The 13,745-nt window shown below is 44.4% G+C and carries 11 protein-coding genes; 5 read left to right on the plus strand and 6 right to left on the minus strand.

Going from position 1 to position 13,745, the window contains the following annotated elements:
* Positions 1–3 precede the first annotated feature (3 nt).
* From dnaN to surE, 5 genes are all read right to left on the minus strand, one after another.
* A complete protein-coding gene (dnaN, locus tag D1164_RS06610; RefSeq protein WP_119349168.1) occupies positions 4–1,134 on the minus strand; it encodes a DNA polymerase III subunit beta in 1,131 nt (376 codons plus the stop codon).
* A gap of 167 nt (positions 1,135–1,301) precedes the next feature.
* Complete coding sequence (gldG, locus tag D1164_RS06615; protein WP_119349169.1) at positions 1,302–3,716, minus strand: gliding motility-associated ABC transporter substrate-binding protein GldG; 2,415 nt, start codon at positions 3,714–3,716, stop codon at positions 1,302–1,304.
* A 74-nt stretch (positions 3,717–3,790) separates the two neighbouring features.
* Complete coding sequence (gene lpxB / locus D1164_RS06620) at positions 3,791–4,924, minus strand: lipid-A-disaccharide synthase (protein WP_119349170.1); 1,134 nt, start codon at positions 4,922–4,924, stop codon at positions 3,791–3,793.
* Between the two features lie 129 nt (positions 4,925–5,053).
* Positions 5,054–5,359, minus strand: coding sequence for a hypothetical protein (locus tag D1164_RS06625; RefSeq protein ID WP_119349171.1), 306 nt, complete (start codon positions 5,357–5,359; stop codon positions 5,054–5,056).
* Positions 5,356–6,117 carry a 5'/3'-nucleotidase SurE gene (surE, locus tag D1164_RS06630; RefSeq protein ID WP_119349365.1) on the minus strand — a complete coding sequence of 254 codons (762 nt, stop codon included), beginning with the start codon at positions 6,115–6,117 and terminating at the stop codon, positions 5,356–5,358. Before surE ends, D1164_RS06625 begins: the two co-directional genes overlap by 4 nt.
* A 584-nt stretch (positions 6,118–6,701) precedes the next feature.
* On the opposite strand from surE, the gene D1164_RS06640 reads away from it, so the two are divergent.
* From D1164_RS06640 to D1164_RS06660, 5 genes are read left to right on the plus strand one after another with little or no spacing between them, the layout of a single operon-like run.
* A complete protein-coding gene (locus D1164_RS06640) occupies positions 6,702–7,427 on the plus strand; it encodes an ABC transporter ATP-binding protein (RefSeq protein WP_119349173.1) in 726 nt (241 codons plus the stop codon).
* 58 nt (positions 7,428–7,485) lie between these two features.
* A complete protein-coding gene (locus D1164_RS06645; protein WP_119349174.1) occupies positions 7,486–8,748 on the plus strand; it encodes an ABC transporter permease in 1,263 nt (420 codons plus the stop codon).
* Between the two features lie 51 nt (positions 8,749–8,799).
* Positions 8,800–10,065: an ABC transporter permease gene (locus D1164_RS06650; RefSeq protein WP_119349175.1), complete on the plus strand. Its 1,266-nt coding sequence runs from the start codon at positions 8,800–8,802 to the stop codon at positions 10,063–10,065.
* 32 nt (positions 10,066–10,097) lie between these two features.
* The gene (locus D1164_RS06655; protein ID WP_119349176.1) at positions 10,098–11,222 is read left to right on the plus strand and encodes an efflux RND transporter periplasmic adaptor subunit; all 1,125 of its coding nucleotides are present in this window, start codon (positions 10,098–10,100) and stop codon (positions 11,220–11,222) included.
* A gap of 54 nt (positions 11,223–11,276) precedes the next feature.
* The gene (locus D1164_RS06660; protein WP_119349177.1) at positions 11,277–12,614 is read left to right on the plus strand and encodes a TolC family protein; all 1,338 of its coding nucleotides are present in this window, start codon (positions 11,277–11,279) and stop codon (positions 12,612–12,614) included.
* 4 nt (positions 12,615–12,618) lie between these two features.
* Here D1164_RS06660 and D1164_RS06665 read toward each other — a convergent pair whose 3' ends face one another.
* Entirely contained in the window at positions 12,619–13,683 is a 1,065-nt protein-coding gene (locus D1164_RS06665) for an amidohydrolase family protein (RefSeq protein WP_119349178.1), read from the minus strand.
* Between the last annotated feature and the right edge of the window lie 62 nt (positions 13,684–13,745).

Genomic DNA, 13,745 nt, shown 5'->3' on the forward strand with positions numbered 1-13,745 from the left:
ATTTTAGGCATTAATCATCATTGGCATCAAAAGCATAAGCACATCTTCCGCCTCTTCTTCAGTTTCGACAGGCAAAAGTAAGCCGGCCCTTGACGGGTCGCTCATTTCCATCCGCACGTCGCTGGCCGAAATATTGGAAAGTATTTCCAACAGGAAGGTTGATTTGAAGCCGATTTCAATTTCTTCACCGTCGTATTCACAACTCAGCCGTTCAACAGCAGAAATGGAAAAGTCGATGTCTTGTGCCGAAACCACCAACTGATTATCGTTAATATTGAGTTTTACCAGGTTGCTTGCCTGATTAGAGAAAACCGACACCCTTTTAACCGTGTTGTAAAATGCCAGCCTGTCTATAATCATTTTATTTGGATTATCCTTCGGAATCACCGAGTTGTAACTCGGATAATTTCCTTCCACGAGGCGACAAATGAGTTTATAATTGGTAAGGGTAAACATCGCATTTTTGTTGTCGAATTCCAGCTTCACATCATACTCCTCTTTTGGAAGCAGGTTCCGCAGCAGGCTGGCCGGCTTTTTGGGAAGGATAAACGACGACTCAAACTCAGAGGCAGCATCCGAACGGCGGTAACGTACCAGTTTATGGGCATCTGAAGCCACAAACCCCATACTTTCGGGTGTGAGTTCTACAAAAATACCATTCATTACCGGGCGCAACTCATCATCGGCAGTAGCAAACAATGTTTTTTCAATGCCGTTCAGCAAAATTTTTGGACCAATGGTAACCGAAGTAGCTTCCTCCTCACCCATTTCAGGGAGTTCAGGAAAATCTTCACCACTTTGCCCTACAATGCTATACTTCCCATTATCGGAAAAAATTTCAACACTAAAATTATCGGTGTTAATTTGAAAGGTCAACGGCTGTTCGGGAAATTCTTTCAGGGTGTCAATTAACAACTTTGCAGGAACGGCGATGACACCCTCACCTTCGGTGTTGTCCAGTTCCATGTGGGTGATTAACGTCGATTCGAGATCGGATGCCGTAATGGTCAGTTCCGCATCGGTTAACCCGAACAGAAAATTGTCCAAAATAGGCATGGTGCTTTTGCTGCTGATAACCTTGCTGATAGCTGACAGGTGGCTCAGTAAATCGGTACTTGAAACAACAAACTTCATAGTAAATATTTTATTTTGTTTTTTTCATGTGAACAGATACCTTTCCGGTTCAGGAAATACCTGCTTTTTGTTTGATTCAGCCATTTGTGAAAAAGGAAAAATCAGGAACGAATATACAAACTTTAATCATTTTTCCCTGTATTGAAAACTTTGATTTTTTCAAGGTTTTATGAACGGGCAAACCGACGCTGGCGCAGGAAGTTATAAACCATTCCCCACAGACTTACCAAAATCAGCGGCAGCAGCACATTCAGCCATTGCCAGAACATTTCTTGTTCGCGCAGGCGGACCTTGTCGAGGAGCCTAAGCTTTTGAGTACGGTTGCGCAGGTGCATAATTCCCCGATCGTCGTTCAGGTAATAAACGGAATTCAGTAAAAATTCCCTGTTGCCAAAGGTTTGACCGGAAACCCGGTCGAATCCCACCTCCTGCACACGTGGCGGGCTCGTCGAATAATCTACCCCGTTCGTAATCATTCCGCCGTCGGCAATTACCACCATCCGGGTTGGCAGACTTTCGGATATTACCTGCCGGGCCGAAATACCCAGCGCCTCAAGCATCCGGTTTTTAAACACCGAAGTGAATGAACCTTCGAGCAGCACTCCTACCGGAATAAACGATTGATTGAACAACTCACGTGCCGGCGGATTATCGATGTTACGCAAGCTGACGGTGGAAGGTGACTTTACAGTACGGGCAAAAGGCGAGGTAGAAAGAATAACTTCCTTTTTTACATTTGGATCTCCGGAAACAGTATCAACGGAAGATACAAACTCCGTAAATACCCGGTTCAAATTCCGGCTGAGCGGATGGCTGTCGGAGGGCACCAGCAGCGGAGAGTAGTACCACGGATGCAGCGTAAACTGAGGAGGGCTACCGGGCAGGGAGGTATTTACCCGAAGGCGGGCACAATCCACGTCTTGCAACAATTCGTAATTGAGCCGAACACCGTAGCGAAAAAGCTGGTCGTTCAGATTCAAATCCCGCGGGAATGCCATGGTCAAATGACCTTTCGAAAGGCTATCGAGGCTTACCTGAACCGGATCGATAAGCCAAAGCACCTTGCCGCCCTGCATAATATATTGGTCGATATAAAATTTGTCCTTCTCCGAAAAAGGGATTTCCGGGTCGGCCACAATTAAAATGTCTGTTTCTTCCGGGTGGGCAAACAGCGAATCGGAAGGGATTCTTTTCACCCGGAAATCTTCGGAAAGGGCTGAAGCAAAATCGTATACCTCGAAAGGGCCCGCTTCGCCATGTCCTTCAAGAAATGCTACCGTTGAACGCCGGGTGCGCATCAGCTTCTGAAAAGCATTTGCCAGTTCAAATTCCACGCTTTCAGCCGAATGATTAAAATTGGTTTCGTGCGAAAAATCGGGGTTGTATTTCAGAAAGTTCACCGCTGTTTCTTTCCCATTATAGCGAATTGTTGCTCCAGGAAAAATAAGTCGGCTGCTCACTCCCTGGTCGGTTTGCTGCCTGAAGCTGGTGGGCCGGATACCCTTGTTAACCAATTTATCAATAAATTCTTCTCTTTTTTCAGGATTGGTAATACTGTAAGGGTCCGTTATTTTTACCCGAATGTTTTCGGGAGAATAAACATTAAGAACTGCAATTTTCTCAAATACTTCCTGTTGTAACTTTCGCAGGCCGGGCTCCAGTTTTCCGGCGAGGTAAAATTCTACCTCCGCCGGATGTTCCAATCCGGATGCTATTTCAGCACTAACCGAAGAGAGTGAATACCGTTTGTCTGAAGTAAGGTCGAACCGGTACAGAAAATTCCCGGATGCAATGAACACAACGACAGTCAAAACAAAAAAAACGATTGTTTTCCGGATACTTTTTCTCCTTTTCCATTGACCCTTCCTAAGAAATCCGCGGGTTAACCAAAGAAACAGGAATGTCATTCCCAAAAAATAAACAAGATCGCGCAGATCAATGACGCCTCGCGATACCGACAAATAATGGCTGTCGATACTCATCCAGTCAAGAACCTGTTCGAGCAGATAAGGAATTCCAGCGCTGGCGATAAAACCAAATCCCAGGTAAAAAACAAACGACAACACCATGGCAAAAATGAAAGAAATGATTTGGTTGTCGGTTAGCGATGAGGCAAAAATGCCGATGGCCACATAAATGGCAGCCAGGAAGAACAGGCCAAAAAAGGAGCCCCACGTAGCGCCGGTATCAATACTTCCTACCGGATTTCCAAGCAGGTAAACCGACAAAAACCAAAGCAGGGTGGGAAGAAGTGAAAACGTTACCAGCACCATACCGGCCAAAAACTTGGCCAAAATGAGTTGTAAATCGGGAAGCGGACGGGTAAGCAGCACTTCAAGGGTCCCACTGCGCTTTTCATCGGCAAAAAAACGCATGGTAATGGCCGGAACCAAAAACAGGTAAAGCCAGGGAGCCAGGGCAAAAAAACCTTCAAGCGTAGCATACCCGCTATCGGGAATGTTATAACTACCAGGAAATACCCATAAAAAAAGCCCCGCAACCAGCAAAAAAACAAGGATAGCCAGGTAGCCAATCAACGAACCAAAAAATGTTTTTATCTCTTTTTTGAATAAACTGTACATTGCAGTTTAAAGTTTAAAGTTCCGGGGTTTCCCTCCGGGAATACTCCTCATTAAATTTTCTGATCTGAACAAAACTAACTGGCTTTAAGCAGGTCTACCATTTTTTGCGCTGCCCGTTCCGAGGTGCCCGGCTCTCCCATTAATTCATTTAAACGGTTATAATCGTCCATTATTTTCCTCCGGTAGTCTTGTTCGTACAGAAGCCGGTGCAACTCATTCTTTACATTTTTAAAAGTAAGGTTCACCTGAATATATTCTTTCAACGCTTCTTTATTCAGAATAAGGTTAGGCAATGAGGCCCATTCTACTTTCAGGAAAAATTTTTTCATAATTACCTGCGTCAGCCAGCCTCCTTCCACGCGGTACAACACAGTTTGCGGAACGCCAAACAAAGCCGTTTCAAGAGTTGCAGTTCCGGATGCAACCAGGGCGGAATGTGCATGGTTCAGGATATCATACGTTTGATTGTAAATCACCGGAATAGGAAAACCCTGAAGAATTTTTTCATACATTCCCGGATCGATGGAAGAAACACCGGCTACTACAAACTGAAATTCAGGATAGCAGGCGGCAGCTTTTTTCATTACAGGCAATGTATTTTTTATTTCCTGTTTCCGGCTGCCGGACAGAAGCGCCACAATCGGACGATCGTCAAAATTGTTTTCGTGCAAAAATTGTTCTTTCGGTACCGCTTTTTTTCTGAAAGAATCAATGGAATCCATCAAGGGGTTTCCAACGAAATGAACCTTTATTCCATGCTTTTCAAAAAAACGGGTTTCAAAAGGAAGAATGGTAAACATTTCATCCACAAATGCTTTAATTTTTTTTACCCGGTATTCTTTCCATGCCCAAACTTTTGGTGAAATGTAGTAAAACACGCGAATGTTGTGGCGCTTTGCAAACTTGGCCATGCGCAGGTTAAAACCGGGATAGTCTATCAAAATGAGCACATCGGGCCGGTACTCCAGCAAATCCTGCTCACAGATTTTCATGTTTCGTCCGATGGTTTTCAAATTGAGCGCCACATTCAGGATTCCCATAAAAGCCATTTCGCGGTAATGCTTTACCAACGTCCCGCCCTCTGCCTGCATCAGGTCGCCACCAAAAAAGCGAAACCGGGCTTCCGGATCAGCTATTTTCAACGCCCGCATCAGGTTAGAGCCGTGCAAATCGCCCGAGGCTTCTCCGGATATCAGGTAATACTTCATCTCATTATAATCGTTAATTTTTATCGACGTTCGATGCCTGCCCGGCTTGCATAGCCAGACAGAAAACTTCCAAAAAAATTGGAATCGTACTTCTATATGAATAACTATAATTCATGGTCGGTTATGATGCTAAAATGCTCTTGATACTAAAACAGCCAGGGCATACAGGATTGTAGCCCCCAGTACGCCCCGCGCCGACTGGTCGTATTTTAAACGAATGAAACCCATAAATACCAGCAAATTGGCAAATACACACAGGCTGCCCAATTTTACCAGCGCCTGCAGGTGCCAAAGGTTTTTTATATAGTTATTAAAGGAAACACCCTGCTCTCCGAAGTAGAAAACTGCCAGGAAAACCAAAACCGGGACTAAAAAACCAGTTAAAAATCCGATACCCGGAGAATCAAGCGGATGTCTTTTTTTTCGCTGCTTCAAAATGTCCAGTTTTTCAGTTTATCCAGCGTTTTGTAACAGGTAAGGTCAACCGAAACAGGTACCACCGAAACAAAATTATTCCGGAGGGCATGAATGTCCGTTTCATCCGAATTTTCTTCAAAGTTTCTAAAATGACCTGCCAGCCAATGGTATTCTCTTCCGTGCGGGTCAGTGCGTTTTTCAAATTCTTCCATCCACTTGCCGTGGGTTTGTCGGCAAACTTTTATCCCCCGGGGCTTCCCTTTGGGAATATTTACATTGAGGCAGGTGAAGGGGGCCAGGCCGTTGTCGAGAACACTCTGAAAAACTTTGGCCGCCACAATTTTTGCTTTTGAAAAATCAGCATCCGAATCAAAATCGTCGAGTGAAAAACCAACGGAAGGTACTCCATGCAGGCTCCCCTCAATAGCAGCACCCATTGTACCGCTGTAAATAACACTAATCGAGGAGTTGGAGCCGTGGTTAATACCCGAAACCACATAGTCGGGGGTACGATCGAACAGATTGTTGAAGCTTAATTTTACACTATCTACCGGTGTGCCGCTGCTCTTCCATGTAGGCGCTCCATGAATTTTTTCCACAGGTGTAACACGCAACGGCTGATCGACTGTGATACCACAGGCTTTTCCCGACATTGAAACTTCGGATGAGATCACCACTACCTCTCCAAAAAAATGCATCACCTCCACCAGTTCGCGGAGACCTTTAGCATGAATACCGTCATCGTTAGTAACTAATATCAAAGGTTTTTCTGTCATAGCTTTTTCAACAAAAAACAAAGATAACCCAAAATCCGGAAGAAAAACAAGTAAAAAACGAGACAGAAGATAAATGGCTCAGATACAACAGATATGATCACCAGAATCCGCCAGCTCTTTTAACATACAGCTACCACATTGTGGCCTTATGGGCAAAACCTGCTTCCGGGAACTCCACTATAATTTTGTATAACCTGTGACATCTGCTGCATTGAACGCAGAAGATAGTCTCCTCCATTATTAAAATATACGTTTTTATCAGACCGTCCTTTTTTACGAAACCCCATAAAACCGCCATCCTTTTTGTGATTGGAAACAAAATTGTTTCATCACTGTAACGAATCCGTCATTCAAGCGTCTCATGTTATAACAGAGCGAATTCCGTTGGAAAGATTAACTTCTATCAGATTGACCCGGAAACATCTTTCGGATGAGATGCACAGGAACGGAAAAAGCCTGATTTCACATAAAAAATCAGGGTGTTGATCGAATAAATGAAAGGATAGCACAAAAAACCAAGATTTTTATAGTGAATATAAAATTCCACCAACAGGTGGCACGCAAACAGTGAAAACAGAAAAACAATGATTCGTTTAAACAATGTACACAAGTCGTACGGTACAGGAAGCAATTCGCTTCATGTGCTTAAAGGAATTAATCTGGAGATAGAAGAGGGCGGATTTGTCTCCATTATGGGCTCCTCGGGCTCCGGAAAATCTACTCTGCTCAATATCCTCGGTATCCTCGACAATTATGACGAGGGGTCGTATTACCTGAACGGGATGCTGGTGAAAGAAATGTCGGAGAAAAAGGCGGCGCAACTGCGAAACGAAATGCTGGGATTTGTTTTCCAGTCGTTTAACCTCATCTCTTTTAAAAACGCCATGGAGAATGTGGCCCTTCCTCTCTACTATCAGGGTGTGAGCCGAAAAAAACGCAATAAAATAGCGCATGAATACCTCGATAAACTGGGGCTACTTTCCTGGGCCGAGCACATGCCCAACGAACTTTCGGGCGGACAAAAACAACGCGTGGCCATTGCCCGGTCGCTTATTACCCAGCCAAAGATTATTGTGGCCGACGAACCCACCGGCGCACTCGATACCTCCACATCTTACGAGGTAATGGAAATTCTGAAAGAAATCAATGAAGACGGAATCACGGTGGTCATTGTAACGCACGAGCACGACATTGCCGCCATGACCCGGCAAATCATCCGCCTGAAAGACGGAATCATTTCAGAAATCATAAAAAACGGAGATCTGAAACAGTGGAAACATCAATACAGCAAAGAACTGGAGATCGCATAAAGAAGTTGACAGTAGTCAGTAAACAGTTGATTTGGGAACTTAAAACTTTCGACAAAGAATGTTCGACATCGACAAATGGCAGGAAATTATTGCCACTATCAAAAAAAATAAAATGCGCACCTTCCTCACAGGATTTTCGGTGGCATGGGGAATTTTTATGCTCATGATTTTACTGGGATCGGGCAACGGACTCAGCAACGGTGTGGCCCAGAATTTTATGCGCGATGCCGTAAACGCTATGTGGATGTGGAGCGGGCGCACCAGCATCCCCTACCAGGGAATGAAGGAAAACCGTCAAATCAGGTTCACAAACAGTGACTACGATCTGATCAAAAAAATACCGGAAACAGAGTTCGCTTCGGGCAGGTACTACATCTCCGGGAACAGACTTGCCTACGGTAACGAATTCGGCGAATACACAGCCATCACCTGCCATCCTGAGTTAAAAGAAGTGGAATCTATCGAAATGGTTCAGGGAAGGTTTATCAATGAGGTGGATATTCTGCAAACCCGAAAATCAGTGGTGCTCGGACAGGATATTTACGATGCCCTGTTTAAAAAACAGGAGGCCATTGGCGAATACATTAAAATAAACAACGTTCCCTTCAAAGTTGTGGGAATATGTAGGGAAGGCGGTGGCACCCGCCACAGGAATGCCTACATTCCCGTTTCCACAGGCCAAAAAGTTTTTAACGGGGCCAACCGGCTGCACAACTTTGCACTTACCATCAATGCCCAATCCATTGAAGAAAGCAAGGCCGTGGAGGAGAAAGTAAGAGCCGCACTGGCGCGAAAACATAAGTTTGATCCTACTGACCGTGCTGCATTGGGCTCCTACAACAAACTGGAAAACTACCTGCAAACCATGCGGATTTTCCAGGCGATAAAAATATTTATCTGGATTATTGGCACCGGGACGTTGATTGCCGGTGTGGTGGGAGTCAGCAACATCATGCTGATTGTAGTAAAAGAGCGTACCAAGGAAATTGGCATCCGCAAAGCCATTGGAGCAAGCCCTTCTTCGGTGGTCGGACTTATTCTACTGGAGTCGATACTGATCACAACCGTTGCCGGTTACATCGGACTGGTACTCGGTACCGGTTTGATGGAAGGACTCAACTTTTTTGTGGAACAACAATACGCCACTGCCGCAGCTTCCAACAACGGAAATGGCGACATCATTTTCCGAAACCCCACAGTAAGTCTGAATGTAGCTGCAACGGCCACCATGCTTCTAGTTATTGCAGGGGCTATTGCCGGATACATTCCTGCCAAGCGCGCTGCACGGATTAAACCTATTGAGGCGTTGCGTGATGAATAAGTGAATTGAAAAAAAAATAAAAGGAACCTGAAACCCGAAAATTAAACCGAAATGTTTGATTTAGATCTTTGGAAAGAAATAATTGATGCACTGAAAAAAAACCGGATGCGCAGTTTTATGACTGCCTTTGGGGTTTTTTGGGGGATTTTTATGCTCATCATTATGTCAGGCGCAGGCAGGGCACTCGAAAACGGCATTATGGACGGGATTAAAGCATTCGCTTCCAACTCTGCCTTTTTCTGGACCGAACGTACCAGCAAACCTTATGAAGGGTTTCAGCGAGGCAGACGATGGAACTATAAAAATGCCGACATCCAGTACATCAGGGCAAACCTAAACGACCTGGAATACCTTTCGCCACGGCTTTTCGGCCCTAACTCCTACGGTGGCGACAATACCATAAGAGGAATTAAAACCGGAGCATTCAACATTTATGGCGATTATCCTGACTATTTCAAAATTGATCCATGGACTCCCGTAAAAGGGCGGCTGCTGAACGAAATCGATATTCTTCAAAACAGAAAGGTTTGCACCATTGGCGAACGAGTGGCCGAAGTTATGTTTGATGAAGGCGAAGATCCGATTGGGGAATACCTGAAAATCAATGGCGTTTACTTCCAGGTGGTGGGAGTTATTCATCCGGAAACACGCATCAATATTGGAGGGGGAGAAAAAAATGAAGCCATCCTGATACCATTCAGTACTATGCAACGAACCTACAACATGGGCGATGTGGTGCATTTTTTCTCGGTAACTTCAGTGCCGGGTGTTCCGGTAAGTAAAATTGAAGAGCGGCTAAAAGAACTATTGAAAGGGCGTCACCACATTGCCCCGGACGATCTTCAGGCCGTTGGCTCGTTCAATATTGAGGTGGAATGGAAAAAGTTTAACTCCCTGTTTAACGGCATCCAAATCCTAACCTGGATTGTAGGAACTGGTACGCTGCTGGCCGGCATCATTGGTGTAAGTAATATCATGATGGTTATTATCAGGGAGCGCACCCAGGAGATCGGAATCCAGCGGGCCATTGGCGCCACTCCCGGAAAGGTGATGCTGCACATTGTAGCCGAAAGTGTTTTTCTTACCGTGCTGGCCGGCTACATAGGATTGGCACTGGGTGTGGGATTACTGGAGGCGCTTAACATGGCGCTGGAGGCCGGCGGCGACGAAGTGTTTTTTCGCCGGCCTGAAATAAGTTTCAGGATGGCGATTTCGGCACTTACCGTACTGATTTTTTCCGGAGTCTTTGCCGGAATGATTCCGGCCCGCCGGGCGGTCAGGATTAAACCAATTGATGCCATAAGAGAAGAAAAATAGAAAACATTTTATAACAGAAAACAAAAAAGACCATGAAGAAAGCACTCAGGATCATAGGAATAGTGATTTTAGCAGGGATATTCGGGGGAACCCTGTTTTTCCTTTATAACAAATCGAAAAAGAAACCGGATGTATTTGAAACCAAAAACCCGTTTGTCAGTGATGTGATCAACAAAACAGTAGCCACCGGCTCAGTGGTTCCACGGTTTGAAATCGAAATCAAACCGCAGGTTTCAGGGATCATCGACGAACTTTTTGTGGAAGCAGGAGATAAAGTAGAAAAAAATCAGGTGGTGGCACGGATTAAAATCATTCCAGACATGGTGACGCTTAATGCTGCCGAAACCCGCCTAAACCGGGCAAAAATCAATTTTGAAGATGCCAAAACCGATTATGAACGGCAACAAGGTTTATTCGATAAAAATGTGATCTCTTATGAAGAGTTTAAAAATGCCAAAGTGGTGTACGATTCGCAGAAAGAAGAACTAAACGCTGCGGAGAATAACCTTGAGCTAATAAAAAACGGCGTAACAAAAAAGGCAGAAACCACTACTAATACACTGGTGCGTTCAACCATTACCGGCACGGTGCTGGATGTACCAGTGAAAGCGGGCAACTCCGTTATTCAGTCGAACACTTTTAACGACGGTACCACCATTGCTACCGTTGCCAATATGAATGATATGATTTTTGAAGGAAAAGTAGATGAGACAGAAGTAGGAAAGATTGAGACGGGAATGCCCATCGAACTGGAAATAGGTGCTATTGAAAAGGAGAAATTCAGCGCAATACTGGAATATATATCTCCGAAAGGGTTGGAAGAAAACGGGGCTATTCAGTTTGAGATAAAAGCCAGCGTTCAACTCACGAAAGACCAGTTTATCCGCGCCGGATACAGCGCCAATGCCAACATAGTCCTTGACAGGAGAGATAGCGTGCTGGTCATTCCGGAAGGACTGCTAAAATTTGAACACGACTCATCGTTTGTTGAGGTACAAACCGATATGGATCAACAGTTCGAAAAAAGGTTCGTTCAAACAGGCCTTTCCGACGGGATTAATATTGAAATCACCTCCGGGTTAAACAAAGACGATAAGGTTAAAGGGGAAAAAATTGATCCCAAAAAATTAAAAGAAGGTAAAACCAGTCAGGGATAATGCAGGTTAGTCTGGTTTGGTTTATTAATTTAGCCTGCATAAAAACAAAATAAAATGAAGAAAACATTTGCACTTTTTACAGGGATTATATTCATACTTTCAGCATTTGTTTCACCGGCACAGGAATCGTGGTCGCTGCAAAAATGCATTGATTATGCCCTGGAAAACAACATCCAGATAAAGCAACAGGGGCTGAACACCCAATACAATGAAAACCAGGTGAGCCAGGCAAAGTCAGATCGGTTGCCAAACCTCAATGCAAGCCTTTCCAACCGTTTTAATTTCGGAAGATCGCTCACCTACGAGAACACTTATGAAAATGTAAATTCTACACAAATAGACGGCTACCTTGGAACCGAAATTACCCTGTGGAATGGATCCATTCTCAGCAACACCATTCGTCAACGCGAGCTTGATCTGCAGGCAGCCATTCAGGATTTGAAAAAAACCAAAGATGATATCATTCTGAATATTGCTGCGGCATACCTCGAAATTTTGTTTGCCGAAGAACTGGAGCTGATAGCCGAGGCGCAGACAGAAGTAACCAGGCAACAGATTGAACGTACCAAAAAGCTGGTGGATGCCGGGAGTCTGGCCCGCGGTTCCCTGCTCGAAATAGAAGCGCAACTGGCCCGTGAGGAATTGCAACTGGTAAATGACCAGAACCGGGTACAACTGGCTTATCTCAGCCTGTTTCAATTCCTGGAACTGCCCGTGGAAAAAAGTTTCAAAATTGAAAAACCTCAACTTCCCGAAATTAAAGCCAACGTTACCATGGCCAACTCATTCGACGTTTTTAAAAATGCCATGAATGTACGCCCGGAGATCAAAGCGGCCCAGCTCAGGGTGGAAAGCGCCCGGCGACAACTCGACATTGCCAAAGGGAGCCGATTCCCGAGTCTTAATTTCGGGGCAAGCTACTACAACCTATACAATAATAAGTATGCGGACATGAATGATACAGAAATCAGTTTCAACGACCAGTTGAGCAATAACCAGCGCTATGCAATGGGATTTTCCCTTGACATACCTATTTTCAACAAGTCTCAGGTAAAAAACGGGATTTCGAATGCCGCACTGAAAATCCAGGATTTTGAATACCAGTTGCAAACATCCAGAAACCTGTTGAGAAAAGACATAGAACAGGCATACACCAATGCCCTGGCAGCGCTCAACAAATTTATTTCAAGCGAAAAAGCTGTAAAATCAACGGAAGAGGCCTTCCGCTATACCGAAGAAAAATTCAATGTAGGAATGATTAACTCTGTCGAATATAACCAAAGTAAAAATTACCTCACGGTAGCACAATCGGAACTTCTGCAGGCTAAATACGAATATATTTTTCGTACGAAAATACTGGATTTTTACAACGGGGTTCCCATCGAATTGTAAAAGATTAATACGCTCCGTACCATCTTTTCACATTGGCGGCATAAATTTTATCCACCACTTCTTTGGGTAATTTTAGCCCACGGAATTCGCCATCAATCAGGGCGCTGGTCATTTTATGATCTGTAACCAGATACTCCCAGTCATTCAGCCAGGTTTCGTGTAACCTGTTTTGGAAAGACTCCTTTTCACTGCCCCGGTCGATTATATCCGTTCCATACATCAGGCGATCCTGGTACTGAATAAAAAAGTTACGGACTTTTTCACGGTTTTCCACCGTCTGATAGAAAAGCTGTCCCATCCGCGCAGCCATATCCATAGAGGCATTGGGAAACTGGTCAAGGAACCGGGCCATTTCATCCACACTCCATTCTAAACTGGCCAGGTGGCAACCAATAAAAACCAGTTCCGGATTTTTCTCCAACATCCGGTCGCGGGCCGCCATTTGTTCTTCATAAGAAGGAAACTCAGGGTGAAGGTACATGTGATACTGCGGGTTCCGGGAAAAATATCCGCTGTCATTTTTGGTGGTCATTTCAGCTAAAGGAAGCCAGCAATTTTTAGGTTCACCCAAATGGCCCACTACAGGAATCCCGTTTTCGGCCAAATACTGGAAAACCGGATCAAACTGAGCATCATCAATCATTATCAACAGGCTGTCTTTATCCCGAATTTCCATCCCTATATTTTTCCATACCTTCACAGCAATAGCGCCATCGGCCACACACTGGTCAATCCATTGGATGGTATTTTCCACCCAGCCCGGCTCATCCCAGCCCTCCAAACAAAAAGTAGTGGTAAATTCAATCACTTCGGGCTGCTGTTTCTTTAATGTTTTTAACAACTGATGAGCTTCTATAACCCGTTCGCATCCACCTGAGTAGGTATTAATATTCAGCAACTTAAAATTATCTTTCTGCGCCTGTTCCAACGAATTTTCGGTGGAAGAATAGATGTGATAATGTGCATCGATTTTTTCCACTTTTGAAAAATCATCCATTGAGTAATAGTTATTTTGGCAGGAGATGATGGCAAAGGCCATAACCAAAAGCAGGAAATAGTGTATTCTCATTTTAATATATTTTAATTCACAGGGATGAAAATAAAAAAAATCTTCAACCTGTTCATTTTATC

This window comes from Mariniphaga sediminis, from assembly GCF_003573545.1.
Taxonomy (GTDB): Bacteria; Bacteroidota; Bacteroidia; order Bacteroidales; family Prolixibacteraceae; genus Mariniphaga; species Mariniphaga sediminis.